At 53.8% G+C, this 25,703-nt stretch carries 28 protein-coding genes and 1 pseudogene; 13 read left to right on the top strand and 16 right to left on the bottom strand.

All coding sequences use genetic code 11. The annotated features are described in order from the left end of the window. Positions 1–104: 104 nt before the first annotated feature. The 11 genes from flgH to flgF form a co-directional block, all read right to left on the bottom strand. Positions 105–818 carry a flagellar basal body L-ring protein FlgH gene (flgH, locus tag E6C51_RS08235; protein ID WP_146931867.1) on the bottom strand — a complete coding sequence of 238 codons (714 nt, stop codon included), beginning with the start codon at positions 816–818 and terminating at the stop codon, positions 105–107. Continuing rightward, positions 815–1,300 carry a MotE family protein gene (locus E6C51_RS08230; protein ID WP_230987173.1) on the bottom strand — a complete coding sequence of 162 codons (486 nt, stop codon included), beginning with the start codon at positions 1,298–1,300 and terminating at the stop codon, positions 815–817. Before E6C51_RS08230 ends, flgH begins: the two co-directional genes overlap by 4 nt. A gap of 41 nt (positions 1,301–1,341) precedes the next feature. Further along, on the bottom strand, positions 1,342–2,457 hold the full coding sequence (locus tag E6C51_RS08225; RefSeq protein WP_146931873.1) for a flagellar basal body P-ring protein FlgI: 1,116 nt from the start codon (positions 2,455–2,457) through the stop codon (positions 1,342–1,344). Beyond that, positions 2,454–2,939 (bottom strand): flagellar basal body P-ring formation chaperone FlgA, encoded by a 486-nt coding sequence (gene flgA, locus E6C51_RS08220; RefSeq protein WP_190235627.1) that lies wholly within the window; start codon positions 2,937–2,939, stop codon positions 2,454–2,456. The genes E6C51_RS08225 and flgA overlap by 4 nt, the downstream gene beginning before the upstream one ends. Positions 2,940–2,956: 17 nt before the next feature. After that, positions 2,957–3,748, bottom strand: coding sequence for a flagellar basal-body rod protein FlgG (gene flgG, locus E6C51_RS08215; protein ID WP_146931877.1), 792 nt, complete (start codon positions 3,746–3,748; stop codon positions 2,957–2,959). Positions 3,749–3,767: 19 nt separating this feature from the next. After that, entirely contained in the window at positions 3,768–4,145 is a 378-nt protein-coding gene (locus E6C51_RS08210; protein ID WP_146931879.1) for a flagellar hook-basal body complex protein FliE, read from the bottom strand. Then, positions 4,142–4,579, bottom strand: coding sequence for a flagellar basal body rod protein FlgC (flgC, locus tag E6C51_RS08205; RefSeq protein ID WP_146931881.1), 438 nt, complete (start codon positions 4,577–4,579; stop codon positions 4,142–4,144). The genes E6C51_RS08210 and flgC overlap by 4 nt, the downstream gene beginning before the upstream one ends. A gap of 3 nt (positions 4,580–4,582) precedes the next feature. Next, entirely contained in the window at positions 4,583–4,978 is a 396-nt protein-coding gene (flgB, locus tag E6C51_RS08200) for a flagellar basal body rod protein FlgB (protein WP_146931883.1), read from the bottom strand. Positions 4,979–5,421: 443 nt separating this feature from the next. Then, positions 5,422–5,997, bottom strand: a complete 576-nt coding sequence (locus E6C51_RS08195; RefSeq protein ID WP_407920781.1) for a flagellar protein — start codon at positions 5,995–5,997, stop codon at positions 5,422–5,424. Further along, positions 5,987–7,372 carry a flagellar protein export ATPase FliI gene (fliI, locus tag E6C51_RS08190; RefSeq protein ID WP_146931885.1) on the bottom strand — a complete coding sequence of 462 codons (1,386 nt, stop codon included), beginning with the start codon at positions 7,370–7,372 and terminating at the stop codon, positions 5,987–5,989. The genes E6C51_RS08195 and fliI overlap by 11 nt, the downstream gene beginning before the upstream one ends. A 21-nt stretch (positions 7,373–7,393) precedes the next feature. Beyond that, positions 7,394–8,128 (bottom strand): flagellar basal-body rod protein FlgF, encoded by a 735-nt coding sequence (gene flgF / locus E6C51_RS08185; RefSeq protein ID WP_190235626.1) that lies wholly within the window; start codon positions 8,126–8,128, stop codon positions 7,394–7,396. 303 nt (positions 8,129–8,431) lie between these two features. Between flgF and motA the strand changes: the two genes are divergently transcribed. The 6 genes from motA (at position 8,432) to E6C51_RS08155 (ending at position 13,812) form a co-directional block, all read left to right on the top strand. Continuing rightward, complete coding sequence (gene motA, locus E6C51_RS08180; protein ID WP_146931889.1) at positions 8,432–9,310, top strand: flagellar motor stator protein MotA; 879 nt, start codon at positions 8,432–8,434, stop codon at positions 9,308–9,310. Further along, on the top strand, positions 9,307–10,260 hold the full coding sequence (locus tag E6C51_RS08175; protein WP_407920788.1) for a FliM/FliN family flagellar motor switch protein: 954 nt from the start codon (positions 9,307–9,309) through the stop codon (positions 10,258–10,260). Before motA ends, E6C51_RS08175 begins: the two co-directional genes overlap by 4 nt. 64 nt (positions 10,261–10,324) lie before the next feature. Then, positions 10,325–10,948: a flagellar motor switch protein FliN gene (gene fliN / locus E6C51_RS08170; protein WP_190235624.1), complete on the top strand. Its 624-nt coding sequence runs from the start codon at positions 10,325–10,327 to the stop codon at positions 10,946–10,948. A 29-nt stretch (positions 10,949–10,977) separates the two neighbouring features. Next, positions 10,978–12,024, top strand: a complete 1,047-nt coding sequence (gene fliG, locus E6C51_RS08165; RefSeq protein ID WP_146931895.1) for a flagellar motor switch protein FliG — start codon at positions 10,978–10,980, stop codon at positions 12,022–12,024. Positions 12,025–12,277: 253 nt separating this feature from the next. Further along, positions 12,278–13,363 (top strand): flagellar biosynthesis protein FlhB, encoded by a 1,086-nt coding sequence (gene flhB / locus E6C51_RS08160; RefSeq protein WP_146931897.1) that lies wholly within the window; start codon positions 12,278–12,280, stop codon positions 13,361–13,363. Positions 13,364–13,368: 5 nt separating this feature from the next. Then, positions 13,369–13,812 (top strand): hypothetical protein, encoded by a 444-nt coding sequence (locus E6C51_RS08155; RefSeq protein ID WP_146931899.1) that lies wholly within the window; start codon positions 13,369–13,371, stop codon positions 13,810–13,812. Positions 13,813–14,044: 232 nt separating this feature from the next. Here E6C51_RS08155 and E6C51_RS08150 read toward each other — a convergent pair whose 3' ends face one another. Beyond that, entirely contained in the window at positions 14,045–14,911 is an 867-nt protein-coding gene (locus E6C51_RS08150; RefSeq protein ID WP_190235623.1) for a DUF6030 family protein, read from the bottom strand. Positions 14,912–15,251: 340 nt separating this feature from the next. Here E6C51_RS08150 and E6C51_RS08145 point away from each other — a divergent pair, with 340 nt between their 5' ends. The 6 genes and pseudogenes from E6C51_RS08145 to E6C51_RS08120 all read left to right on the top strand — a co-directional run bounded on the left by E6C51_RS08145 (position 15,252) and on the right by E6C51_RS08120 (position 21,056). Further along, on the top strand, positions 15,252–16,352 hold the full coding sequence (locus E6C51_RS08145) for an extracellular solute-binding protein (RefSeq protein WP_407920787.1): 1,101 nt from the start codon (positions 15,252–15,254) through the stop codon (positions 16,350–16,352). Positions 16,353–16,396: 44 nt separating this feature from the next. After that, entirely contained in the window at positions 16,397–17,245 is an 849-nt protein-coding gene (locus tag E6C51_RS08140; protein ID WP_230987170.1) for an ABC transporter permease, read from the top strand. Beyond that, positions 17,242–18,075 carry an ABC transporter permease gene (locus E6C51_RS08135; RefSeq protein WP_190235621.1) on the top strand — a complete coding sequence of 278 codons (834 nt, stop codon included), beginning with the start codon at positions 17,242–17,244 and terminating at the stop codon, positions 18,073–18,075. The genes E6C51_RS08140 and E6C51_RS08135 overlap by 4 nt, the downstream gene beginning before the upstream one ends. Before the next feature lie 31 nt (positions 18,076–18,106). Beyond that, positions 18,107–19,180 (top strand): ABC transporter ATP-binding protein, encoded by a 1,074-nt coding sequence (locus E6C51_RS08130; protein WP_190235620.1) that lies wholly within the window; start codon positions 18,107–18,109, stop codon positions 19,178–19,180. Then, entirely contained in the window at positions 19,173–20,009 is an 837-nt protein-coding gene (locus tag E6C51_RS08125; RefSeq protein WP_190235619.1) for a glycerophosphodiester phosphodiesterase, read from the top strand. The genes E6C51_RS08130 and E6C51_RS08125 overlap by 8 nt, the downstream gene beginning before the upstream one ends. Before the next feature lie 296 nt (positions 20,010–20,305). Continuing rightward, a pseudogene (locus tag E6C51_RS08120) lies at positions 20,306–21,056 on the top strand (IS6 family transposase). A gap of 216 nt (positions 21,057–21,272) precedes the next feature. On the opposite strand, the gene E6C51_RS08115 reads toward E6C51_RS08120, so the two are convergent. Further along, positions 21,273–22,040 carry a TIM barrel protein gene (locus E6C51_RS08115; protein ID WP_190235617.1) on the bottom strand — a complete coding sequence of 256 codons (768 nt, stop codon included), beginning with the start codon at positions 22,038–22,040 and terminating at the stop codon, positions 21,273–21,275. 351 nt (positions 22,041–22,391) lie between these two features. Further along, positions 22,392–23,333, bottom strand: coding sequence for a VOC family protein (locus E6C51_RS08110; RefSeq protein WP_190235616.1), 942 nt, complete (start codon positions 23,331–23,333; stop codon positions 22,392–22,394). A 259-nt stretch (positions 23,334–23,592) separates the two neighbouring features. Here E6C51_RS08110 and E6C51_RS08105 point away from each other — a divergent pair, with 259 nt between their 5' ends. Next, the gene (locus E6C51_RS08105; RefSeq protein WP_190235615.1) at positions 23,593–24,504 is read left to right on the top strand and encodes a LysR family transcriptional regulator; all 912 of its coding nucleotides are present in this window, start codon (positions 23,593–23,595) and stop codon (positions 24,502–24,504) included. A 94-nt stretch (positions 24,505–24,598) separates the two neighbouring features. Here the strand turns inward: E6C51_RS08105 and E6C51_RS08100 are convergent, their stop codons facing one another. Together E6C51_RS08100 and E6C51_RS08095 are read right to left on the bottom strand one after the other, a co-directional pair. Then, on the bottom strand, positions 24,599–24,781 hold the full coding sequence (locus E6C51_RS08100) for a hypothetical protein (protein ID WP_190235614.1): 183 nt from the start codon (positions 24,779–24,781) through the stop codon (positions 24,599–24,601). 81 nt (positions 24,782–24,862) lie between these two features. Beyond that, complete coding sequence (locus E6C51_RS08095; RefSeq protein WP_190235613.1) at positions 24,863–25,522, bottom strand: TetR/AcrR family transcriptional regulator; 660 nt, start codon at positions 25,520–25,522, stop codon at positions 24,863–24,865. Positions 25,523–25,703 lie beyond the last annotated feature (181 nt).

The raw sequence follows: 25,703 nt of genomic DNA, 5'->3' as shown, positions 1-25,703 counted from the left end.
TTTTTACCGGAGAGCGACTGCGCCCCTCTCCTGACCGATAACATCAATTTTGACGTCCCATCGGATTTATCCGAAAACCGTTACACACTTTTCCTGGAAGTGTTTTAGAACGGCGAGTACATATCGACCACCTGCTGGCCAATCGGAGGCTGCTGAACCTCGGTCAGGCGCCCACGGCCACCGTAGGAAATACGGGCTTCGGCGATCTTTTCATAGGAAATCGTATTCTTGGAATCCACGTCCTGCGGACGCACGATACCGGCAACATTCAAAATACGAATTTCCTGATTGACCCGCACTTCCTGCGAACCACTGATCAACAGATTGCCGTTTTCCAAAATGCTGGTCACAACAGCGGCCACCATCAAGGTCAATGTTTCCGAACGATCAACCGAGCCCTTGCCATCCGAGCTTGAATTGGAGTCTGTGCTCAAATCCGTACTGGAGGCCGGTGCGGTGATGCCAAAAATATTCAGCGCCGTTTTCAATTTCAACGAGGTCGAGTTTTTGCGGCTGCGTGAGGTATCATTCTTGAATTTCGCCCGATCGGCGATTTGAATGTTGACCGTCAGCAAGTCACCCACGTGCAAGGCGCGTGAATCCTTAAACAAGGCCGCCTGATTGTCGTTCCATAAGGAATAGCCGCTGCTGACCGCTTTGCTTTGCTTGGGATAGCTGGACATTTGCGGTGCCTGGGTATAGCGCAGACCACTTCCAACGGGGCTCATGGCTGGCGCATTGCCAATTTCCTGAAGGGTCTGGTTTCCGCATCCGCTAAGAATGGCGGCGAAAAACACCACGGCGCTGCGCTTCATCATGAGGGGTCCTTTGAGGTCGTAGGATCAGCGGCGCTGGCCATAATGGAGGCAATCGCAGCCACTTTGTCGGGTGCCATTTCGGAAAAGATCAAACTCGATTGCTTGGGCGGCAGCTTCATCACAATGGCTGCGGCCAGCATGGGATTGATCTTTTCCAGCTGGGGTGCGGCGGCATCCGGCTTCATGTTTTTATAAATATCGATAATGCCGACTTCGGCGCGCTTCATGAACTCATCGCGGCGCGACAGCCAATCCTGATACTCGGCCTTGCGCGCTTCAAGGGTTTTGATGCGCTCATCGACTTGCGCTTGCAGTTTCTCAAGATCCTGCTTTTGCAAAAGATACCGCTGGTCGCGTGCCGGATCGGCAATGTTGGTGCAAAACCGCTGAATGTCATCCATTGTCGCATTTGCGGGGGGCACCACGTTCTGGGCGCTACCCGGCAAAACCGAAAGCGTCAGAAATCCGCAGGCCAAAACCATAGCACCAAAGCCAAAACTCTGTTTCGATGTCTGAGAAGAGATCATTGAAGAACAAGCTCCGCTTGAAGGGCACCGGCAGATTTGATGCCTTGCAGGATCGCGATGATGCCATCGGGCTTTACGCCGATATTATTGAGGCCCGCCACCAGCGTGCGCAAATCTGGTCCATCCACGATGGCGACCTTGCCGCCGTTTTGCTGGGCCGTAATATCTGTTTGCGGCTGCATGGCGGTTTGCCCATTTGAAAATGGCAGAGGCTGCACGACCTGAGGCGTTTCGTTGACCTGAACGGTCAGCGTGCCGTAAGAGACAGCGACCTTTGACACCCGCACGTCAGCGCCAATCACGATTGTACCGGTGCGTTCGTTGATCACCACCTTTGCAGGCGTGTCTGTTTCCACAACCAGATTTTCAATATCTGCCATCAGTTGCGTCAAATCGGCAGTCTTCGGCTTTTGAATCACCACTTCCTGGCTATCGCGCGCTTCAGCAATGGGGCCGCCGTAGGTAGCAGCCGCATAATTGTTGATGCGCCGCGCCATGCCAAGCGAGGTCGAGAAATCAGGGTTGCGCAGTTGCAGCACCAGATTGACCGAATCCTTGAATCTGGATGGCAGTTCCCGTTCGATAATCGCGCCATTGGGCACACGGCCCGAGGTCGTGACACCTTCGGTTACGGTGGCTGCCTGGCCCTGAGCCGTAAAGCCCGACACAACAACAGAGCCTTGCGTAACAGCATAAATCTGCCCATCGGCACCCGACAGGGAGGTCATGACCAGCGTGCCGCCGCGCAACGATGTTGCGTCGCCCAAGGAGCTGACGGTTGCATCAATGCGGCTACCGGGGCTGGCAAAGGGCGGCAAAGTCGCCGTGACCATCACGGCTGCGACGTTTTTGGCCGCCGACTGGCCGCCCTGGGTCGAGATGCCAAGATTTTGGAGCATGGCGCGCATGGATTGGTCCGTGAACGGCGAAGAGCGCAGACTGTCGCCCGTGCCCTGCAAGCCAACAACCAGACCATAGCCGATCAACTGATTGTCTCGGCCAGCCTGCAAGGATGCAATATCCTTGATACGGGAGCCCTGAGCCACAGCAGTTCCGGCCGCAGCCAGCACCATACCGGTCAAAATTGTATAGAGTAAAAACCGGATGCTCATTTTGCCATCACCTGCACAGTGCCATCGGCCATAACCGTGCCATTCACGATCTGCCCGGAATCGAGATTGCGCACACGAATCACGTCGCCGATATTGGCGTCATCCATCGGGCTGCCGCCCGCCGAAATTGTCAGATTGCCAATGCTGACCACCAGACGGAGTTTTGAGCCGCGCGTCACCGCATAGGGTCTTTTCAAAGAGGTCAGCGGAATTGTTCTGCCGGGCAACAGTGTTTTGGTGCTGAGCATCCCCGTGACTTCGGACAGGGTTTCCGCGTAACCACCGCCAAGGTTGGGGTTGGTTACCTTCACCAGTTGCAGCTTGTTGTCGGCAATCGCTTCGCCGGGATAAATAATGTCCGTGGGAACGACAGCAAAGCGATCTGCGGCCAACGCGGGACCTGTGGTGACGATAGCCATCACCACGCCCAGGAGGACCGCCCCCGTCAAATTGAACATTCTGTTTATTCGGCGAAACATCATGTCTGCCCCTTTGATGTTTACTTCAGGTTTTTACTGACAATCTGAGCCATTTCATCAGCGGTGGTGATGACTTTGGAGTTCATCTCGTAAGCGCGCTGTGCGGAAATCAGGCTGGTGATTTCAGAAACGGGATCCACGTTGGATGCTTCCAGATAGCCCTGTTTCAGATAGCCGTAGCCAGGATCGCCTGGAACACCGTTGATCGGATTGCCAGACGATGGCGTTTCCTGAAACAGGTTGTCGCCAATGGCTTTCAAACCGGCTGGATTCACGAAAGCCGAAATTTGCAGCTGGCCAAGATCAGTATACGTTGCCGTGTTGCCCTGCAAAACGGACACGGTGCCCGTTTCGCTGATCTTCACTTCCGTGGCATCGGCCGGAATGGTGATGTTTGGAACAATCCGGTAACCTTCGGTGGTGACCAAATTGCCATTGGCATCCTTGTTCAATGCACCGGCGCGCGTATAGAGGGTGTTATTGCCGTCCGGGCTTTGCACCTGAATATAGCCACGACCAACAATCGCCACATCCAGTTCGTTTGACGTTTGTGTCAATTCGCCCTGCTTATCAAGCGTGCGCACCGCTGCCGTCTGCACACCAAGACCAATGTTTGCACCTTCTGGCACAGTCGATTGATTGGCACGATTTGCAACCCCAACGGCCTTTTCGCTTTGGTAAAGCAGATCCGAAAACTCAGCACGCGACTTTTTAAAGCCGGTCGTATTGATGTTGGCGATGTTGTTGGAGATCACCTCAAGGTTGGTCTGCTGGGCATTCATGCCTGTTGCGGCAATTGCAAGAGCTCTCATGTGCTACGTTCCTAGAGGGTTAAATCTGCATTTTGGTGATATCGAGATAGGCCGACACGATCTTGTCGCGCAGTGTGATGGCGGTCTGCAAAGACCGCTCCGCGGACATCATGGAATCCACGACCTCACGTGTGCTGACCTTGCCCAACATACCGCCAACAGAGTTGGATTCAGCTGTTCGCAAATTTTTGACGGCATCCGTCATCATCCCACCAATCACCTCGCCAAAGCTGACGCCTGTGGCGGTGCCCGGTGTGGTGCCGGCCTGGGTAACGCCTTGCATGCCCAGATCAGACATGCCGCCGGAAATCGAGGATGTGCTTGAGCTTTCACCGCCGATACCGCTCATGCTGCTCGACTTGGTCAGCGAGCTCATTTTTCCGATAGAATCAATCATTGTGAGCTCTTCAACAGGTCTAGTGTGGAGGAAATCAAATCTCTGGTCTGACGTACCGATTGCAGGTTCGCTTCATAGGAGCGATTGGCTTCGCGCATGTCCGCCATCTCGATCAGAACGTTCACATTGGGCATTTTCACATAGCCCTTCGAATCGGCAGCCGGATTGCTGGGGTCGTAGGTTTCTGTGAAATTCGACTTGTCGAAACCAAGCTTTTTGACCTTGACGATGTCTGCGCCAGAGGCGCGATCCAGTTCAGAGCCAAACGTAATGGTTTTGCGGCGATAAGGGTCGGCACCGGGGGTGTCGCCAGTGCTCTGGGCATTGGCAATATTTTCAGACACAATCCGCAGACGCGTCGATTGCACATCAAGCCCGCCGCCAGCTATTTTCAAGGCGGCCGACAACGGATCGGTAGCAGTCACAGAATCCATGGTTTACCTCTTTACAGTCATCAGCATCATGCGATTGAAACTACTGACGAGGCTGGTGTTAAGTTGGTGTTGGCGCTGGATTTCGCCCATTTTGATCATTTCGTCCGACAGCGAGACGGAGTTACCCGATACCTGACGTCCGATCTCGTCGTTCAAAGGTGCATCGTGCACGTCAACATTGAGGTCGGTGCTCAGGTCGCTGGAGGCAAAATGATTGGGGTTGGTACGTGCCATTCCAATTTGTTGGCTACTGTCCAGAACCGCTTTGAAGGGCGTAATGTCCTTCGCGGCAAACTTCGGCGTATTGGCATTGGCAATGTTACTGGCAACGACTTCCTGACGCAGGGAAAGCCATTCAGCCTGCCGTGATGCCAAGTCAAAAAGTTGTATCGGTTGCATAGCTTTTCTCCAATTTACACTGTGGAGAATAGGCTGGTAATCTTGCGTGGGACTTACGGAAAAACCTGCCATTTTATGAGAATGCAAATTGCCTGAAATAATGACGGATCTCATTGCGATGAGCGGCAAAATACAATAAAAATAATTCAATAATTTCAGATAGATATTTCACAAATACCGGTTTCTTGAGGCGTGGTCGATCAAGCCCTTGCGATCCTGTATTCATGTCTGAAAAAGCGAGGTGTGCTTACAGCAGCGTGCGCCATATAGGGTGCACAAAGGATGCTGTAACGCTTTTTATCTGCTGCATAATTTTTCTCCTCAAATCCACTCCGATTTAACGAATTATGCAGCAACCCTGAAATGCAAAACGCCGCAGACATCTGCGGCGTTGTTCGCTTTGTGCGCCCATTATGGCGCGCGGTGCGGTCGGCAGGATTGCCCTACTGGTTTTTATAGATTGCGCCATCGCTGGTAACAATCACCCACTGCCCATCTCGCTTTTCCAACACCGCCACCTTGCTGTTGTCAGGCAGAATGGAGCCGACCTTGACCATGAACATGCCAGAGGCATCTTCGATCAACGCGCGGCCATTGGCAACATGAAGCAACCGGAATGCTTCAGCCCCCGGAAACGGCTGCTCAACCTTGGCAGGCATCGCCTCTTTCGCCGTCTGCCCGACGTTTGACACGGTCGCCGTTTTGATCTGGTCCAAGTTGTCCGGGAGCTTAGGCTCCTTCTTTTCCTTGGAGATCAAAGCCAGTGGCGAGACACTGAAGACATTCCGTGCTTCCACCAGCGACAGATCACGGCCATTGTTAAGCGATTCCGAGCCAAAGCCGAATTTGTCCGGGTTCAGAAAGACATACCAGGGGAAAATTGCCGAGCCAAAAGCCAGGCAAACACCTGTCGTGGCCAGCAACCTGTCCACGAGCACGGAAGATCGGCCCGCAGGCTTTTCAGGAGGTGCCACAGGTTCATCGGCGTCGGAATCGCGCAGATCAGGCTCATCTTGCATCGTGGTATCCTGGACTATTGGCGGCCTTCAAGGCGTTGGCAAGGTCAGCGTAAGCATCCATAACCGGCAGGTCGGACGGGGTTTGCTTCAAAACTTCATACAGAACAGGGACCTGTTTGATCGCCATATCGAGATCCGGGTCGCTGCCTGCACGATAACCGCCGATGAGGCGAAGGTCGCGCGTTTCTTCAAAGCGGTGAATGAGCGTTTTCAAACGCGAGACCAATCTTTCCTGATCGGGCGTCCATGCCTTGCGGGCAAGACGCGAAATCGACGATAAGGGATTGATCGGCGGATAGCGCCCCTCGTCGGCCAGACTGCGATCGAGCACAAGGTGGCCGTCCAGAATGCCGCGCGTGGAATCTGCGATCGGATCGTTGTGATTGTCGCCATCCACCAGAATCGAAATAATCGCCGTAATTGTGCCTGTTCCCTCTTCGCCGGGGCCTGCCCGCTCCAAAAGGCGGGGCAATTCGGTGAACACGGACGCCGGAAAACCACGGGCAATCGGAGGCTCACCAGCCGCCGTTGCCACTTCGCGAATGGCATGGGCAAAACGGGTAATACTGTCGGCGATGAACAAGACGTTTTCGCCCTGATCGCGGAAATGTTCTGCAATGGTGATGGCGGTCAAAGGGGCCATTTTGCGCAGCATCGGGCTTTCATCGCTGGTTGCCACCACAGCAACCGTCTTGGCCATGTTGGAGCCGAGCGTATCTTCAATGAACTCGCGCACTTCGCGACCACGTTCGCCCACCAGCGCGATCACCACCTTGTCAAAGGCATCCGCACGCGCCAGCATGGACAGCAAGGTGGATTTACCAACGCCTGAGCCAGCGAAAACGCCAAGGCGCTGGCCAAGGCAAAGCGGAGAGAAAATATCAACGGCTTTCACACCGGTTCTAAAGCCGGTTTCGACTCGCATACGTCCCATGGAAGAAGGTGCCGTGTTGGAAATCGAACGCCGGACCAGACCGGAGGCCAAAGGCCCCAGGCCATCAATGGGATCACCAAGGGCATTGATGGTGCGACCGCACCAGCTGTCTTGGGCCGCGACCCGAAAAGCCCCTTTGCGAATAACCGTATCGCCGATGGCAATGGGCTCGCCTGGCTCAATCGGACAGACATAGGCCAGCTCCGGCTCGACCCGCACCACTTCCCCCAGATGAATGCCTGTTGCACTTCGGTGGGCAACAAAATCGCCCAGATGCAAATGCCTCGACAGGCCCGCAACCGTATAATGCCCGGCTGCAATGGTGCGTACATGCCCCCCATGGGCCACGGAATTTTCGGCCTTGGCATAACGCTCTGCCAAGGCTGCCATGGCCGCCAATCTGGTATTCTTCGAAATCTGGGGGGTAAATTCAGCATTCATCGCAAAGGCACCCAATCATGATTATTTGCTGCCGCCGAGCGTCTTGAGCGCTTCATTCATGTTGGTCTCGGACTGGCTCATCGAGTTCGAAATGCTCTCGAACGCGCGGCTGACCTGGATAAGCTGGGTCATCTGGCTGATGCCATTCACATTTGACTGTTCAACATAGCCTTGCAAAATACCGACAGTGGGATCATCCACCACTGGCTGCGGCGCTTGCGTAGTTTTGACACCACTATTGTCATAACGCAGATACCCTTTGGAAATATCTGCCGTGAAAAGACCGATCTTGCCTACCGTCCTGCCGTCTTGAACAATCGTGCCGTCTCTTGCGACGCCTGCTTCACCACCATTCGGATCAAGCTGGATCCGCCCGCCACCCACATCCAGAACCGGATAGCCTTTCACGGAGATAAGCTCGCCGTTGGTTGTGAGATTAAATCGGCCATCGCGGGTTAAAACCTGACCGGCTGGTGTCTCCAACGCCATCCAGGCATCGCCTTTGACAGCAAAATCCAGAGTGTTGCCTGTTTCCTTCAATTCACCGGTTTCGGTATTGAGGTAATCATTACCCTGCGAAACGAAGGCCACCTTGGCATTCATTTCATTGCCAGTGCGCGCAACGATATCATCAAACTTGACTTCCGTTGACCGAAAGCCAACCGTGTTCACATTGGCCATATTATCGGCAATGGTTGTGAGACGCTTGTCCAGTGCGCGCTGTGCTGACAGCGAAACATACATTCCAGATTGCATCAGATGCTACCTCCGAGTCTTGGGTGACCAACAAGACCAGCAGGCATGACCTTCACTGAACAGTGCAAGGTCAACGGAATCATGCCGTTTGCCCAAGCATCAAGTGTTCTGCGCTCCGTCACGGTTGCTCGCCTCCATCAAGGTACGTGGATGACCGTTGTTTGGAGACGAGAAATACATGCCATTACTTGCGCGAAACTGTCTGCTCGACAATAATTCAGCACCGCCTTATTCATCAGCTTCACGCAAGGCAGACTACTTATCGGTTACAACGATAGAGAAACGTGCGGATGCAGGCCCAACATGATCATCGTTATCGGATTTGTTATTATCGTCGGCAGTATTATCGGCGGCTTCATGGCAGAGCATGGCCCGGTCGAGCGACTGTTCCAGCCCTATGAATTGCTGGTTATTGGTGGTGCTGGTGTCGGTACCTTCATCATGGCCAACACCATGAAAGTGGTGAAGGATTCGGGCAAGGCAATCGCTGAAGCCTTCGCCCATAAAGTGCCGAAGGAACGCAATTATCTGGATGTTCTGGGTGTACTCTATTCGCTCATGCGCGACTTGCGAACCAAATCACGCAACGAAATCGAAGCCCATATCGACAATCCTGCCGAATCATCCATTTTCCAGACCGCGCCGAACCTGCTCAAAAACACCGAATTGACAGCCTTCATTTGTGACTATGTTCGCCTGATTATCATCGGCAATGCCCGCAGCCACGAAATTGAAGCGCTGATGGATGAAGAAATCAACACCATCCTGCACGACAAAATGAAGCCCTATCATCAGCTCACCGCGGTTGGCGACAGCTTTCCGGCCATCGGTATCGTGGCGGCGGTTCTTGGGGTTATCAAGGCGCTCAGCTACATCAACGAACCACCGGCCGTGCTGGGTGAGTTGATTGGTGCCGCTCTGGTGGGAACCATGCTGGGTATTCTTTTGTCTTATTGCGTGGTCAATCCTCTGACATCCCAAATCAAAATTGTTCGCACCAAACAACACCGTCTCTATATCATCGTAAAACAGACATTGCTGGCCTATATGAATGGCTCTGTGCCGCAGGTTGCGCTGGAGTATGGCCGCAAGACAATCTCCTCTTATGAGCGTCCTTCCATTGACGCCGTAGAGCAGGAAATGATGAACCCCGGTGGCGGTGGTGGCGAAAAGGCAGCCTGACCATGACTGAGAACAAACAGCACACTGTCAAACCTCTGGATCCAGCCCTCCTCGCCCGGCTTACGGGCGGATTGGGCGATCGTGCCACTGTTGAAAAGCTGTGCCAGGATTTTGGCACGCTTTACAGCGAATTTCTGCCGGATGTTTTTCACAGCGAAACCAACCTGACCATTGAAGTTGGCTATCTTGGCCACAAAACTGGCCTAATGCGCGACCTGATTGCAGATCTGGGCGACAATTATGTGCTCGCGGATACGGCGCTGCGCAACTGGTCCCCAAATTTCGTCATGGTCTGCGGCAATGGCTTTGTCATCACCCTGATGGAAACCTTGCTGGGCGCGCAAGCCGAGTTCATCGCCGAACCCATCAAGCGCCCGCTCTCGAACATCGAGATCGATCTGGCTGTGATGCTGTTTGAGCGTTTTGCCAACGTCTTGCGCTCTGGCGTCAATGCTCCTGGCGGATTTGAGCCTATTTTTGAGCGGCCCCACAATTGGGAAAGCCGACCAAAGCCAGACAAGGATGACGCTGACGAATACGGTGCCTTTATCCACATGAGTGTCAAGCTCGGCAAGATCACCTCCGATTTTGGCCTTGTCATTCCCCAAAAAGCACTTTTGAAAACGCAAGTCACGGCACCAAAGTCAAAGGGCCAGGTTTCCAAGGCACGCAAGGAATGGGCCGAGCAACTGGCTATTCAGGTGCGCAAAAGCCAGGTCACGCTGGAAGCCCGCGTGAGTCTGGAATCACTGAGCTTGAATACGGTTTCCAGGTTGGCTGTCGGTGATGTCATTCCTTTTCTGGAAAAAGGCGATATAACCGTTGACGTCAGCGCCAATGGCAAAGAGCTCTACGCCTGTGAATTCGGGCGAGCGGGTGATCAATACACGGTCCGAATAAAATCCACCCATAGCTCTGATAACGAGATTCTGCGTCATCTTATAAAATGACAATTTTTCCCCGCAGTGAACAACACTGCAGGTTGAGGCAAGTTTCAACAGGAATAATGATTGCATGGCTACGAACAAAACACCCTTGAGCGAAGATGATGCGCTGGCAATGCCGGCAGGCGACGCCGATCTTGATCAGGCGATCGACGATCTGCGTGGCGTTTTGAAAAGCGGCGGCGACGATCCGTTGGCTGATTTTGGCGGTTCGGATTTCGGCTCCGACATCGGCGGCGATTTCGGTGGCGATACAGCCGGCGGCCTGTCAGATTTTGACAGCGACTTCGGCGGTGGCACCGCAGATACGGGCCTTGGTGGCGGTGATTTCGGTGGCGGTGACTTCGGTACCAGCGATTTTGGCAGCGATAGTGCGGGCGCAAGCTTCGGCGGCATCGATGATGCAGGCTCTGCTCCACAGGCCCCCGGCAGCGCTCTGGAAGCCAATCTCGGCCTGATCATGGACATTCCGATTGATGTCCAGATTGTACTTGGCACCAGCCGTATGCCCGTTGCGGGCTTGATGAATCTTGAAGAAGGGGCCATCATAGCTCTGGATAAAAAGATCGGCGAGCCTGTGGAGATCATGGTAAATGGTCGACGTATCGGCCGTGGTGAGATTACAGTTCTCGAAAATGATGATACGCGATTCGGTGTGAAACTGATTGAAGTGATGACCAGCAAGACGTCCTGACCCGCTGACTGGGTCAGAGAGGAAAGACCATGATGGACTTTGACGATTTTGGCGGCCCTGTTGCAGGAAAGCCCCTTAGCCCGACAGACAAGGCCGCAGCGGTGCTGCTGGCCATGGGAAAAGGTGTGGCCGGAAAACTGCTGAAATACTTCACCCAGGCCGAGTTGCAATCAATCATCAACTCGGCGCAAACCCTGCGCACCATTCCGCCGGATGAATTGGCAGAACTTGTCAATGAATTCGAAGACCTGTTCACCGAAGGTGCAGGTCTGATGGACAACGCCAAAGCCATTGAGGAAATTCTCGAAGAAGGCCTGACCCCGGAAGAAGTCGACGGCCTTCTCGGCCGCCGCGCTGCCTTTCAGGCATTCGAGACGTCGATCTGGGACCGCTTGCAGGATGCAGATCCTGACTTTATCGCCAATTTCCTGTTGCGCGAACATCCTCAGACCGTGGCTTACATTCTCTCCATGCTGCCATCGTCCTTTGGTGCAAAGGTTCTGATCAAGCTGCCTGACAGCCGCCGGGCTGACATTATGAACCGTACGGTCAACCTGAAAAACGTCAGCGCTCAGGCCGCCCAGATCATTGAAAACCGGGTGGTGGAACTGATTGGCGAAATTGACGCCGAGCGCAACTCGACCGGTACCGCCAAGGTGGCCGAACTGATGAACGAACTCGACAAGCCACAGGTCGAAACCCTGCTGGACTCGCTCGAATCGATCAGCAAGGAATCGGCAACCAAGGTTCGTCCAAAGATCTTCCTCTTCGAGGATCTGCTGGTCATGCCGCAGCGAAGCCGCGTTCTGCTTCTCAACGACATCTCCGGCGATATTCTGACCATGGCGCTCAGAGGAGCTCCTATGGACATTCGCGAGTGCGTCCTGAGTGCGATCAGCCCTCGCTCTCGCCGCATGATCGAATCCGATCTCCAGGCCGGAACAGCAGGCACCAATCCAAGAGAAATCGCCATCGCGCGGCGGGCCGTGGCGCAGGAAGCGATTCGTCTCGCCAATGCTGGCCAGATTCAGTTGAAAGAGACAGAAGCCGCCAAAGAAGGCGAAGCCGCAGCATAACGTCTGTGCACAAACCCGAAGAGCTCATCGTTCTTTAGCAGAAATGGTTGAAGGCCGCAGAAGACAGCGTTACGCTGTGTTCTGCGGCCTTTTCTGTGTCCAGACAACAGGACGCTGTAACACTTTTAATCTGCTGCATAATTTTCTCCTTAAATCGGTGCCGGTTTAAGGCCTTAGGCAGTAAAATTACTTGATACGTCTCCGGCGTCCGCAAAAATCGGTGCGTTGCCGCCTATAAAAGAGGGGTCAAAACGTGGCAGACGACGAGGATAAAGACAGTAAAACAGAAGACCCCTCGGAGAAAAAAATCCGAGACGCGATGGAAAAGGGCGATATCCCTGTTTCCAGAGAAGCCGCATTCTTTGCAACAACGCTGGCCTTCTACATTTATTTCGTTTTCTTTCTGCCCGAGGGCATGTCGAAAATGTACAACACGCTGCGCGATCTGTTTGAAAAGCCGGATCAATGGCTGATTGGCACCGGCCCTGATGTGATGTCGCTTTTCGTGCATCTTGGCTGGTCCATGGCAGCCCTGCTTGCCCCGGCACTTATCTTGTTCATGGTCTTTGGCCTTACACAATCCTTTGCCCAGCATCTGCCGGGCTTTGTTTTGAACCGAATCGCTCCCCAGGCATCGCGCATTTCGATCAAGGCAGGGTTTGGCCGTTTGTTTTCCGTTACCGGCATGATTGAATTTGGGAAATCCCTGTTCAAGATTGTCATTGTGGCGATCATCATGTTCGTTTCGTTGCGCAAAGAATATTTCGCCACGCTCGACGCCATGTTCTCCGATCCGCAAGTGATTTTCGTCAAGCTGACATCAATCATCAAGGAAATGCTGATCATCATTCTGTTTTCGACCGGCTTGCTGACGGCGGTAGATTTGGCATGGACGCGCTATGACTGGTATCAGAAATTGCGCATGACAAAGCAGGAAGTGAAAGACGAACACAAGCAATCTCAGGGTGATCCGCTGATCAAGTCAAGGCAGCGTTCAGCCCAGCGTGATCAGGCGCGCCGACGCATGATTGCCAGCGTGCCACGCGCCACAATGGTGATTACCAACCCCACCCATTTTGCCGTGGCGCTGCGTTATGTGCGAGAGGAAATGGATGCGCCAATGGTGCTTGCAAAAGGCCAGGACCTGATTGCGCTGAAGATTCGCGAAGTCGCCCGCGAAAACGATATCCCGATTTTTGAAGACCCGCCGCTTGCCCGCTCCATGTTTGCGCAAGTCTCAGTAGATAGTGTCATCCCACCAATATTCTACCGAGCTGTAGCAGAAATCGTTCAGAGAATGTACGCTGCCGAAGCTAAGAAAAAGAGGCGATTAAGCTAAAGCACATGAAAAAATGCAAATATACCACAGATCGTGAGAAATTAGTTGCTGAATTCCTTAGTCCAATCGCGTCTGAGTTGCGTTTATTAGATGCGGCAGATTTAATATCTTTTCTACGGTTCGATTACTTGGGCAATATTTCTGACCTTGTTTCGTCGGCCGCGGAACTATACTTCCATCCCGGTACGGTTAATTTTGGCGCTGGCGGTGACTATAAATGTGATTGGGGCGAAATGCCGGAAGTGTCGCTTGATTTGGAAATCAAACCTCGTGACATTACGATCTATGCCAAGCTTGTGCTGAGCCATGACAAGGCTGGACTGGAAATCAACCATATATCCTTCCAGAATCCTCATGACGATCCGAATCAAAACACAGACTTTCTGGCGCAAAGGCTGAATGAAGCCCGGTTTGTACCGAATTTGCCAGCACCAACCTTTGTCGCTTAGAGCCTCTGTTTTCGTTTGTATTTTCGGGAAAGCCGGAGTCCACTTTCCCTGACAAACCTGAATATGATCTTATAATCTTCGACAGCCGCAGGTTCCGCCGAGCCTGCGGTTTTTTATTACAGCGCCTCTCACCATATATGGCGCACAAAGGACGCTGTAACACTTTTAATCTGCTGCATAATTCCTTAAATCCACTCCGATTTAAGGAATTATGCAGTAGAGGTGCGCGGGCTTATCCAAGCCGCTGCCTTGGCCAGAATGTTTTCAGCAGAGGCGGCGATGGGAAAGTGGGCTGCATCTCCAAAATAGCGCGGGTATTTTGTTGCAATTCGCCATCATTTTCCGGCATCAGCATAATATTGTATCGCGCCTTTCCCTCCATTTCCTTCGACAATTTGAAATCAATGCCAAAGTGATTGACGTTAAAAGGCTCAACGGCGCGCATACGGTCAAATTCGGCGGCAAAATCGCTCCACCGGCTTATTGCGGCGATGCTGTTGATGGAAGAGAGATACAGCGCCCAGACCTTCGGATTGTCTTTCACATCAATGATTTTCCAGCGAATTTGATTGATCTGCCCGCTCTTGTCGCCATTGACTACCATGAAGAAAGAGGGGGCATCAGCATTTTCCTCGGCGGGCGTGATAGACATCTCAATAGAGCAATCAAACACTTTGGAATTATAGGCATTTTGTGCCCAGCCCTTATTGGCCAGACCATCTGCATTCAGTTTTTGGCACAAAGTCTCGCCTGAAAAAGGAATGTCGCGCACAAATACCGCCATGTCACGAAGCGGCGGCACCAAAAACGCCCGCGACGGCACAAGCACCGTTTTCGACTCCAGCCGATGGCTGCGCACAGGCTGCGGCGGCGCAGTTTGAGCCTGCTCAGGTGCAGAAACCGGCCAGCGGATGCCGAGATGCTCCGTTAATAGGCGAAGATTGCGCTCGCCATTGGCCAAAAGCACCGTTGCGCCCAGCGCCGTCACCAGCAGCGCCAAAATGCAGACGAACAGCCACAGACCACGTCGCCTCTTCTGTGGCGTGCGCAAATGCGTGTTGCTTGCGTTTGTGGCGTCAGGGGCCGCCGTCTGCGTCATCATTCTTTCCAGATCTGGTAATAAGCATAGTATTGCATGAAAATTTCAGCATTTGTCAGAGAAAATTGGAACGTGGTTATTCTGATCAGATCTATTCAAACACTGGAATTGGCACCTGTCAGCATCTCGCTTCAGAATTTTGATCACTGGTTAAAACACCATTCCCTCATCTGGGAAACCGCAGGTGACGCAAAACTGTCATCAACTGATCATCCAGCCGTCATGAAATACCCCTAAATATCCGCGGGATTATTTCCGCTCTCGAAAGCGGAATTGTTTTCCTTCGGAGACTGTGATGAAAAGACGTGGATTTTTGGCCGCCGCTTCGGCCCTGACAATCATGCCAGCCCTGACCAAATTAAGCTATGCTGCTGGCAGCCCGGTCAATGTGTTCACTGGCGCAGATGCCAACATTGTTGATTTCTGGAACAATGTCGTTGGTCCTGCCTTTGCCAAGGCCTATCCGGGAGAAAGCATCAAGGTGATTGATGCGGGTGATGATTCGGGTCTGCGTGCCATTGCCGAGCGTGCCATGGCCGCTCTTGCCAGCAAGTCTGATCCTCACGCCGATCTGTTTGAGGCTTTTGACCCCAAGCTGCCAGCAGGCGGAATCAAGGCTGGTCTTTGGGTGGATTTCAAACAGTCGAAAATCCCGCTCTATGATCATATTAACCCCATGGCCTTTCAGGGTGATTACTCCCTGCCCTATCGTGGCTCTCAGGTTCTTTTGGCCTATGACGCCACCAAACTGGACCCAAAGAAGGCTCCAAAGACCTGGGCTGATCTGACCGCATGGATCAAGGCCAATCCCGGCCAGTTCATCTACAATCGCCCCGACAAGGGCGGTTCTGGTGGCAATTTCGTGCGCCGCGCCATTCATGAGGTCAATGGTCGCGATCCGTCGAAGTTCACGGTTGAGAATTTCACCCCCGCCTATGCCGAAAAGACCCTGACACCGGCCTGGAAACTGCTTCAGGACCTCGCACCCTATCTTTATGACAAGGGTGCCTACACCTCCGGCAACACCCAGTCGATCCAGCTTCTGGCGCAAGGCGTGGTCACCATGGTGCCGGTGTGGTCCGACCAGATCCTGAAAGCCATCAAGGAAGGCGTGTTGCCCGACACCACGGGCCTTGTGCAATTGACCGATCTGGCACTGTGCGGCGATTTCAATCGCATGGTGGTCCCGACCAATGCCACCAACAAGGATGCAGCCATGAAGCTTGCGGCCTTTTTGCTGACCGACGAGATGCAAAAAGCCGTTATCACCGAAATTGGCGGTTTCCCGGCGGTATCCTGGGATTATCTGCCCAAGGATCTGCGCGACAAATACGCCGATGTCGTGCCAAAGAGCATCCCCACCTTCCCGCAGGGCGATTGGAGCCCGGCGGTTAACGATGGCTGGTATCGCAACGTAGCTCCAAACCTGACACGCGGCTGATCATGACCACCACCGCCTCTCTCTCCACGGCGGACAGCATCACAATGCCAACAAGCAGGAGGCTCAATGGTCTCCTGCTTGTTGCCATTCCTGTTTTGCTGGTCGGCTGGTTGATTATCTATCCCATTTTTGCCGCCATCATCTCGACCATCTGGGTCGGCGATGGCGAAAGCGCAAAATTCACCATCGCCTCCTATCGGTTTCTCTTCTCCGATGCCTATAGCCTTGGCAATCTCAAGCTGACGCTCTGGACCACCGCTGTTTGCGCGGTGCTGCTGATTGTCTGCGGCCTGCCGATTGCGCTTTACTTGCGCTTTTCGCGCAGTCCACTGGCGGGCTATATTCAAGGGCTGGCAATTTTTCCGATGTTCGTGCCGTCGGTGATTTTGTCCTACGCGCTGATTCGCACCATAGGCCCCAATGGAGCGGTTGATATTCTGCTCCACTCTGTTGGCCTGCCAAAATTGCCAACACCTTATCTCACCCCTTGGGGGCCAGTGATTGGCCTGGTGTGGGATAATCTGCCCTTGACGGTTTTGATGCTGACTGCGGGATTGGGCAGCATTTCCAACAGCTCGGTGGAAGCCGCCCGCGATGTCGGGGCCGGACCGCTTCGGGTGTTTGTCCATATTATTTTGCCGCGCATGGGCAATTCCATTCTGGTAGCATCGTCCTTTGCCGTGCTTGGTATTTTCTCGTCCTTTACCCTTCCTTACGTGCTTGGCCCCGCCTCGCCGGAGATGATGGGGCCGTTCATGTCGCGCACGTTTAATGATCTTTATGATCCGCTGAACGCCAAGACCCAAGCGGTGATTTGCTTTGCCTTCTGCCTGGTATTTGGCCTGTTCTATGTCTATTCGATCGCGCGCAATCAGGGGAAAACGAGCCGATGAACACGCTCTCCCTCCTTCGCTCTCACGCAAGACAGCTCGACTGGATCGGGCTTGTTCTGGCATTGACCCTGACCATCGTGATCATCCTGCCGCTTTTGGTGGTGGCCACATGGGCCTTTACCGAGGTCTGGCGCTATCCATCGGTGCTGCCGCAACAGTTTGGCCTGCGGTTTTGGCACCAGACGCTGGCACGCGCCGATGTGTGGAGCGCGCTGATGCTCAGTCTTCGGCTGGCAACCACCGTGACCCTGCTCTCGGCCCTGATTTGCCTGCCGGCAGCTTATGCCTTTGCCCGCATGGATTTTCCGGGCCGCAACATCTTCTTTCTGTCGTTTCTGGCCTCCCACGCTTTTCCCAAATTTGGCCTGCTGGTCACCATTGCCGGTATTTTCCTGCAACTGCATCTGATCTCCACCTTTTGGGGCGTGGCTTTGATTCAGCTGGTTGGCACCTTGATGCTGATGATCTGGATTCCGGTGGCTGCCTTTCAAAATGTGGATCGGCGCATGGAAGAAGCCGCCCGCGATGTTGGAGCCGGGCCGCTTCGAGTGTTTTGGTCGATCACGCTGCCACAGGCGGCACCGACGATTTTTGCCGCCGTTCTGCTGACCTTTGTTTCGACCTTTTATGAAACCGAAGGTGCCTGGCTGATTGGTGCGCCGCAAATCAGCACCATGCCGGTGCTGATGATCAGCTTCATCAACAATCAGCTGGTAGTGCAATATGGTGCCGTCTTGTCTGTCATGCTGTGGGTGCCATCCTTTATCGCGCTGATGTTTGCGCGCCGGGTGATGAGCGGCGATGCCTTTGCCAAGGGGTTTGGCGCATGACATTTTTCATATTCAACGCACAGGTGACCATATGGCACAGCTAACCATTCAAAATCTTCGCAAATGCTTTGCCAGCACCACAGCGGTCGATAGCGTCAACCTGCATGTGGAAGATGGCGAATTGATTTGCCTGCTTGGTCCGTCCGGTTCTGGCAAATCCACCATTTTGCGCATGATTGGTGGGTTTGAGCACCCAACATCGGGTGCTATTCTGATTGACGGTCAGGATGTTACCCGCCTGCCGCCCGAGCGCCGCCCCACGGGAATGATGTTCCAAAGCCACGCCCTTTGGTCGCATATGACGGTGTTTGGCAATATTGCCTTTGGCCTCAAGCTGCGCCGTCTGCCCAAAGCAGAGATCCGTGAAAAGGTCGAGAGCGCGCTGGAACTGGTGGGCCTCGGTGGCTATGGCACACGCATGACATCGCAGCTTTCCGGCGGGCAACAGCAGCGGGTGGCACTGGCCCGTTCACTGGTGCTGGAGCCGAAAATTCTGCTGTTGGACGAGCCTTTTGCCAGCCTTGACCAGCATTTGCGCGAGCGTTTGCGTGAAGAGGTCCGCGATATTCAACAGCGCCTTGGCATTACCACCCTGTTTGTCACCCACGGACAGGACGAAGCACTGGCCATGGCCGACCGCATTGCCGTTTTGCGTGACGGTCGCATCGAGCAAATTGCCCCGGCGGATGTGATTTACCGCCAGCCCCAGACCGAATTTGTCGCGGGCTTTATTGGCACCATGAACCTGATCACATCCGAGGTGCGCCAAGGTCGCTTCCACCACGCTGATCTCGGCCTGCCCGTGCCGCTGAATGATGGTGCGGCAACCCTTGCCATCCGCCCGGAAGACGTGGTGCTGACGGCGACCCGCGATGAGGCCAGTGCCGTTGTCACCCGCTTTACCGATTTTGGCAGCTATCATCTGGTTGATGTGCAATTGGCCGATGGCCACCGCATCAAGGCGATGACGCCTCCCGCCAGCCGCTGGCGCAAGGGAGATCGGGTTGCCGTTCTGGTCAACAGCTATACCATCTTTCGCGATCAGCAGCATGCCTATACATCTACAGACACCCATGACGTATCGAGAGAAACGGAACATGCCTGAGGGATTGTATATTGAGCGTGATGGCTTTCGCACCATGCTCAAATGGCACAGAGGCCATAAACAGGCAGGTGATATTTCTTTTACGCCAGAGCGAATCATCGAAGGCATGATGCTGGGTGCCAGTGTTGAAGTGGACCTGCTCTGCCATTCTGACGGCGGCTTTGCCGTGCTGCATGATGAGGATTTGGAAAAGGCCACCACTGGTTTTGGGCCGGTGGCAAACGCCTCTTCTGATCACTTACGCGGCTTGCGCTTGCGCGATCAGGCTGGCATCCCCACCGATCACCACATCATGCTGCTCGAAGATCTGGCAGCCCTTCTGGCCAAAAAAGCCGTTGGTGCGGGTGCCGTATTGCAACTGGATTTGAAGGAAACAGCGCCTCGGATTGGTAAGCGCGAGATTGAAGCCTTCAAACAGGCCGTTCAGCCGATTGCGCAGCACCTAATTCTCTCCTGCGGCGATGCCAAAGCGGTAACGCTTTTGGCCGATGCGGTAGAAAATCTGCCCGTTGGCTATGATCCCTGCCATGATGGGACGATTGAGCGGCTTATGGCCTCGCGCGATTTCGAAGGCTTTGTGAGCGATGCCGTCAACGCCATTGCCAACACGCAGATGATCTATCTGGAGCATCGGCTGATTCTGGCCGCAGATGATTTGGGCTTTGATCTGGTTGGCGCTTTCCATGCGAAAGGCAAGCGGGTCGATGCTTACACCATCAAAACCGCCGATCAGGCGGCTCTGCCCGTGGTCAACCGCTTGCTGGCTTTGCGCTGCGACCAGATCACCACCGATGATCCCGTCGGGTTGGAAGCTTTGATGCACATTTAGGGTGTTGTCACGTTAATCGGCTCAACGTTGCCTACGTTTAGGGTTAGTCGTAGATTTCAACGATGCAAACATCCGATATCAGTTTCAAGCGTCACCGTTTTCCTGCGCAAATCATTGCCCACGCAGTTTGGCTTTACCTGCGGTTCAATCTGAGTCTGCGTGAAGTTGAGAAAATGCTGCTCGAGCGTGGTGTCGATGTTTCTTATGAGACCGTCCGCCGCTGGATCGCCAAGTTCGGACCTCAGATCGCTCGCAACTTGCGGAGACGGCAGGCCCGCCCAGGCGATGTTTCGGAGCTGTCACGCTATCCAGGGCTTAACGGTTGCCGGATAATTGGACGTGATGAGCGCGCCGTCCATAAGCTACAAGAACCACCGTTTCCCACCGCAGATCATCGCCCATGCGGTCTGGCTGTATTTCCGGTTTCCGTTAAGCCTGCGCTTGGTGGAAGAAATGCTGCTGGAACGCGGCATTGTCGTGTCCTACGAAACGATCCTGCGCTGGGGCCGCAAATTCGGCGCGGCCTACGTAAAGCGACTGCGCAGAAAGACGCCGTCGAGAAAGGATATCTGGCATCTGGACGAGATGGTCGTGACGATCGACGGTCGAAAGCATTGGCTTTGGCGAGCCGTCGATCAGGACGGATATGTTCTCGACGAGATTGTGCAGGCCCGTCGCGACACCAAGGCCGCCAAGCGATTGCTGATCAGACTGCTGAAGAAGCAAGGCCTCGCGCCAAAGCGGATTGTCACCGATAAACTGCGTTCATACGCGGCGGCAAAGCGAGATGTAATGCCGGCCGTAGAACATAGATCACACAAGGGTCTCAACAACCGTGCGGAGAATTTCCATCTGCCGCTGAGAAAACGAGAACGCCTGATGCAGGGCTTCCAATCCGTGGGCGGCTTGCAACGGTTTATCTCGGTGTTTTCAGCAGTCCGAAATCATTTCGTCCTCTCGCACCAGAAGCACTCAGCCCTTGCCACCCACATTCATCGGATCCGCGCTATGGCGCAGTGGAAGGCCGTGACCGGCGCAGCGCCCTGATTCAAATGAAAGCGCTTCGTCGGCCTCAGTGAAACAACGTGACAACGCCCATTGCACTTATGCAGCATTAAAAATAGCCGGGCACTGAACAGTTAATAGAGCGAAGATGCGGGTATACTTCGCTTAAAATCCTCCTATCACCAGCTTTGCGACCCACCCCTCTCGAGTCTGTTCTAGAGTCTGGCAGGTTCGATCGAAACCTGACAGACTCTCATTTTATAACCCAAGTGTTGCTCGAGCTTTTGCCAATGACGCATCCGTTGGCAAGGTCGGGCGATATTCAAGGCCAAGTGCACCGTCGTAACCAAGTTCGGTCAGGGTTTTGAGCAGAAAAGGCCAATCGTGCTGGCCGGTTCCCGGCTCGTTGCGTCCAGGCAGATCGGCCACCTGAATGTGGTGGATCAGATGCATACGACCCGATAGCACTTGCGCCAGATCCTCACCCATGACCTGTGAATGATACAGATCGAACAACAGCCGAACATGTGGGCTGCCAACCGCCTCCAGAATATCCAGTGCGAGGGTAGTATTCACCAAAAACATGCTCGGATGATCAATCCGGTCATTCAGCGGTTCGACAACCAGCAGAACGCCAGCCTTTTCGGCTATAGTCGCGGCGCGTTTCAACACATCGATGGCAGCGGCGATATGCTCTTGTTGAGAAACACCATCCCGCGTAAAGCCGGAGGCCAGAATGAGCGGCACATGGCCAAGCTTTTTTGAAGTTTCGATCGAATCCGTAAGGGCAGCCAGGAGTTCATCGTGTTGAGCCGGGTCCACCATGGAGCGGCGCGGATCAACGCAGATGCTGGTGAGGGCTAACCCGGTCTCCTGCAAGGCGCTTGCGCAAGCATCCACATCCTTATCGCGCCAGAGATGAAATTCGGCCTTCTCATAGCCCGCCGCCGCAGCGGCACGAATGCGATCAGACATGTTCGGATGCTGATCGGCAAACAGCCATTCAATACATGGCGATAGTTTCATCTTTTCCTCCTTCGAGATTATCTAGAAAATTGAAAATGTTACGGAACCTTCTGTGCATTTGGCAACACGCACGGCACTGCGGGAAATGGCTATTGTACTGCGGCTCAGATGGCATTCAGCAGGGCAAGAACGACAGGACAGATGTTGCTCATTGCCACTGAGAGAAGCATCTTTGCGCCAGGCCATGGGAACCACTTGCGTCATGAGGGCGACTGTCCAGTTAGGCAAAAGCTGCCCTGTGCGCCGAAGCACGATAATCTTGCAACGTGCATCCGGAACCGGAAAAACCCTATGCCGTATCTTCGAAAACCGCGCAGCGACGATGACACAGGGGATGCCAGCGCACCGGTATTAAGGCTTGCCTTCTGGTCCGCCGCCGGGAGCCCATTTTTCCCGCCATTGCAGCAGAAACATCTGTGATGCTTCAGGGCCATTGGGCGCTTCCCGCGCCACCCAGCTATCATCATGCTTGTCCATATCGGCGTCATATTCAAAATGGCAACCAAGGGGGCTGTTGAAATACCAGAACCAGTTTGAACCGAATTTATGACGTCCGGGTCCCCAGAAACTCTGATAGCCCTTGCGGGTAAATCGATCTCCAGCCACCATCAATTCTGTCGGGCCGCCCATGTGGAAAGCAAGATGCTCGCACCCCTTCATATAATCGGGGGTACGGATGAAGAAATGCGTATGATGATCATCATTGGCGCGTGGACGCAGGAACGGTCCAGCATTTTGCAAGACATCTGTGATCACAAAGCCCAGACGCTTGGTGTAGAAGTCAACGACTTTCGGAATGTCCGGCACGAAAAGCACAATATGGCTGAGGCTTCTGGGTTTTGCCGGCATTTCATCCCAGACGCCCAGTTCGTTCGGTCCGCGCTGTGCTGGTGCACCCGGTGCATTGATTTTTTCTGCGGGCATATCAAGCTTGCGGCGTTTGGTGAGCTGAAAACGCAGCTCAAACCCCATATCATCTTGAAATTCAAGGCCGCCATCCAGCAAACGGTTCACACGACGATCTTTGGATATTTCCGCCTCGATCTCATCAAGGCTTGCAACATCCTCCACACCAAAAATCTGTTGGCGCAACATGTTGCGGGTGGGCAGCGGTGGTGGCAGCCGTGGGTCATCACGGTGACGAATGATCACACCGGTCCCGTCCAATGCCTCAAACAGCCCGCCGGTGTCATCGACATCAACAGGATGAAGGCCGAAATCCTCCAGAAACTGACGGCAACCCTTCAGATCTTCCGCACCAAATACCAGATAATCAGGCCCAATAATCCGCATCTCATTCTCCTCGTTCTTGCTTCGCATGATCGTGCGTAACAGCGGTTCCGCTTTTCACCGGAACGTCGCCAAGCGCTAACCCTCTGTTTTTACCCGCGTGCAAAGTCTCCTCAGGAGAGAAGTCTAGGGAGGAACAATCCATTTATAAATCATATTCCGTAAATCTGAGAATTTACGGAATCGATAGGTAAGTAACCCTTGACCGTAATCGCTCCAGCATTTAATAGAATCCATATTCTATTTTATGGGTGGGAGGTCCATGAGATATAAAAAACTCGATATGAACCTGCTTGCCGCTCTGGATGTGCTTTTGCGCACGAAAAGCGTGTCACAAGCTGCTGATGAGTTGTTTATTACCCAATCAGCCATGAGCAATGCCCTGGGCCGTCTGCGTTCTTTTTTTTCTGATCCGCTGCTGGTTCAGGTGGGGCGGCAGATGGAGTTGTCGCCGCTGGCGCAATCTCTGTCAGATCCTTTGCGCGACATTATCATGCGTATCGATGGCTCCATCATTGTCAGTCCGTCTTTTGCCCCAATCGAGAGCGACCGGGAATTCACCATTGTGCTTTCGGATTACTCACTGACGGTTCTTGGCGGCGAACTGTCGCGGCGGATCATGGAGGATGCCCCCGGCGTCCGCCTAAACCTGCGGCCTCAAATGGCATCTCCAGAAAAACTACTGGAGCGTGGTGATATTGATCTGCTCGTTGTGCCAGCATCAATTGCCGTTGATAATCACACACGCGAGCATTTGTTTGAAGATAAGCTTGTGGTGCTGGCCAGTGCGGATTATCCGGGGCCAGACATCATGGACCGCCAAAGTTTTATTGATGCGCCGATGGTTGTGATGGAACCGTTCTTTGGGCAGGACAGCTTTGCTGTTCTGGCGATGCGGGCCGCAGGCATCGAGCCGCGCAAGGCCATTTCCACCTATGCTTTCAGCTCGATGGCCAATCTGTTGAAGGGAACCAACCGTATCGCCCTTATTCAGGAACGGCTTGCACGTCTTGCCATGGCGGAGGGTGGTTTTCGGATCATGGCCCCGCCAATTGCGGTGCCACCTCTTGAGCAGACGTTGCGTTGGCATAGGCACAGGTCTCGCGATCCGGGGCTGATCTGGTTGCGAAAACTTGTGAAGGAATGTGCCGCCGTTGAGCGGCTTCATTCATGACGCTCTATCGAGAGGTAAAGCTGACCTTACCTTGATACACGCTTTGACTGCCTGGGGCATCGTGCGATAATAGCCAAGCGGAATGTTTGTCAGCTCAGAGGATCAGACCAAAGCCCACAGCGCTCGGTGTTCTGGTTTTGCCCCTTTCGCCACTGGCCAGTTCTGCCAGAGGATGACCGCTGCGATTGAGGCCGCCCATGAGGAGACGCACAAGGCCCTGGCCATCAAATCCGCGGGCGTTGCCTGTTTTCAGCATTGTCTTATCAATCATTGTCATAGTCACACCTTGTTGCAGTCGCCACCTCCCTGAGATCTCATAGCAACAGAAGAATAAAAATTAAAATACTAATTCTAAATATTAGCCTTGCGCTCCGCGCATACCATAGGAGACGAGATAGGACACCAGCATCCGCCCTGTTTCAGCCTTGTACCAATCCCAATCCACTTCCCGTCGCTCGCCGCGATTGGAACCGAGGCCGAGGAAATTGCCATAGGTCGAATAGGCTGAAGTGATACAATGGCGGAAAATGGCCTCAGGTTGATCTGTCTGCAGTTCATGGGCGTGGCGCATGAGCAGAGCGGTGATCTGGCTGACGAAACCCTTGAATGACTGGCTGCCCACCGTGGAAATCACATCATCATAAACCGCACGCAGCATGAAGGCGCGCAAGAGTGGTGCATTTTCCCGCAGCGTTTCGGCAATCCGATCAAAAAGCGGTGGCACAAGATCAAAAAGCGGCATGTCCTGCCATTCGGGCGCATCCAAAAGGTTGTTGTGAACTGCATCCATATGGTCCAGAAGGTTGCGGTGGATGAAATGCACCAGCTCGTCTTTGCTGGCGAAGCGGCCATAAATAGAGCCAATCGACACCCCCGACTCCGCTGAGACCTGTTGCAGGGTAAAGCCGTCATAGCCATGGCGTGCCAGCAGATGGCTTGCTGCATTGACAACCTTGGCCTGGCTTATCCGACTTCGCTCCTGTTTAGGTTCGTTATTCCGGGTCTCGGCGCTGCGCATTTTACCTCCTCGAAGCTGATTTTGCTGGACTGCGGGCACGTGCAGCCACAATCAGATTGCTCAAACGGAGCCGCGACAGTGAAGCCCCTGTACAGATCTGGCGATCTGTTTCGAGTGCGACCCTGTATTCACCAGGCGCACATCGTTTGATCTGGTAAAATGATTTGCTCCCACTCGCAAT

It is taken from the genome of Gillisella terrae, from assembly GCF_004801395.1.
Lineage (GTDB): Bacteria > Pseudomonadota > Alphaproteobacteria > Rhizobiales > Rhizobiaceae > Allorhizobium > Allorhizobium terrae.
Note: the sequence above shows the minus strand (reverse complement) of the source record. Positions and strands in the feature narration are given on the sequence as shown.

What these genes read in the sequence shown, in the direction of transcription:
- flgH (WP_146931867.1), bottom strand. Translation starts at nt 818, where the DNA reads ATGATGAAGCGCAGCGCCGTGGTGTTTTTCGCCGCCATTCTTAGCGGA.
- E6C51_RS08230 (WP_230987173.1), bottom strand. Translation starts at nt 1,300, where the DNA reads ATGGTTTTGGCCTGCGGATTTCTGACGCTTTCGGTTTTGCCGGGTAGC.
- E6C51_RS08225 (WP_146931873.1), bottom strand. Translation starts at nt 2,457, where the DNA reads ATGAGCATCCGGTTTTTACTCTATACAATTTTGACCGGTATGGTGCTG.
- flgA (WP_190235627.1), bottom strand. Translation starts at nt 2,939, where the DNA reads ATGATGTTTCGCCGAATAAACAGAATGTTCAATTTGACGGGGGCGGTC.
- flgG (WP_146931877.1), bottom strand. Translation starts at nt 3,748, where the DNA reads ATGAGAGCTCTTGCAATTGCCGCAACAGGCATGAATGCCCAGCAGACC.
- E6C51_RS08210 (WP_146931879.1), bottom strand. Translation starts at nt 4,145, where the DNA reads ATGATTGATTCTATCGGAAAAATGAGCTCGCTGACCAAGTCGAGCAGC.
- flgC (WP_146931881.1), bottom strand. Translation starts at nt 4,579, where the DNA reads ATGGATTCTGTGACTGCTACCGATCCGTTGTCGGCCGCCTTGAAAATA.
- flgB (WP_146931883.1), bottom strand. Translation starts at nt 4,978, where the DNA reads ATGCAACCGATACAACTTTTTGACTTGGCATCACGGCAGGCTGAATGG.
- E6C51_RS08195 (WP_407920781.1), bottom strand. Translation starts at nt 5,997, where the DNA reads ATGCAAGATGAGCCTGATCTGCGCGATTCCGACGCCGATGAACCTGTG.
- fliI (WP_146931885.1), bottom strand. Translation starts at nt 7,372, where the DNA reads ATGAATGCTGAATTTACCCCCCAGATTTCGAAGAATACCAGATTGGCG.
- flgF (WP_190235626.1), bottom strand. Translation starts at nt 8,128, where the DNA reads ATGCAATCTGGAATGTATGTTTCGCTGTCAGCACAGCGCGCACTGGAC.
- motA (WP_146931889.1), top strand. Translation starts at nt 8,432, where the DNA reads ATGATCATCGTTATCGGATTTGTTATTATCGTCGGCAGTATTATCGGC.
- fliN (WP_190235624.1), top strand. Translation starts at nt 10,325, where the DNA reads ATGGCTACGAACAAAACACCCTTGAGCGAAGATGATGCGCTGGCAATG.
- fliG (WP_146931895.1), top strand. Translation starts at nt 10,978, where the DNA reads ATGATGGACTTTGACGATTTTGGCGGCCCTGTTGCAGGAAAGCCCCTT.
- E6C51_RS08155 (WP_146931899.1), top strand. Translation starts at nt 13,369, where the DNA reads ATGAAAAAATGCAAATATACCACAGATCGTGAGAAATTAGTTGCTGAA.
- E6C51_RS08150 (WP_190235623.1), bottom strand. Translation starts at nt 14,911, where the DNA reads ATGACGCAGACGGCGGCCCCTGACGCCACAAACGCAAGCAACACGCAT.
- E6C51_RS08145 (WP_407920787.1), top strand. Translation starts at nt 15,252, where the DNA reads ATGCCAGCCCTGACCAAATTAAGCTATGCTGCTGGCAGCCCGGTCAAT.
- E6C51_RS08140 (WP_230987170.1), top strand. Translation starts at nt 16,397, where the DNA reads ATGCCAACAAGCAGGAGGCTCAATGGTCTCCTGCTTGTTGCCATTCCT.
- E6C51_RS08135 (WP_190235621.1), top strand. Translation starts at nt 17,242, where the DNA reads ATGAACACGCTCTCCCTCCTTCGCTCTCACGCAAGACAGCTCGACTGG.
- E6C51_RS08130 (WP_190235620.1), top strand. Translation starts at nt 18,107, where the DNA reads ATGGCACAGCTAACCATTCAAAATCTTCGCAAATGCTTTGCCAGCACC.
- E6C51_RS08125 (WP_190235619.1), top strand. Translation starts at nt 19,173, where the DNA reads ATGCCTGAGGGATTGTATATTGAGCGTGATGGCTTTCGCACCATGCTC.
- E6C51_RS08115 (WP_190235617.1), bottom strand. Translation starts at nt 22,040, where the DNA reads ATGAAACTATCGCCATGTATTGAATGGCTGTTTGCCGATCAGCATCCG.
- E6C51_RS08110 (WP_190235616.1), bottom strand. Translation starts at nt 23,333, where the DNA reads ATGCGGATTATTGGGCCTGATTATCTGGTATTTGGTGCGGAAGATCTG.
- E6C51_RS08105 (WP_190235615.1), top strand. Translation starts at nt 23,593, where the DNA reads ATGAGATATAAAAAACTCGATATGAACCTGCTTGCCGCTCTGGATGTG.
- E6C51_RS08100 (WP_190235614.1), bottom strand. Translation starts at nt 24,781, where the DNA reads ATGACAATGATTGATAAGACAATGCTGAAAACAGGCAACGCCCGCGGA.
- E6C51_RS08095 (WP_190235613.1), bottom strand. Translation starts at nt 25,522, where the DNA reads ATGCGCAGCGCCGAGACCCGGAATAACGAACCTAAACAGGAGCGAAGT.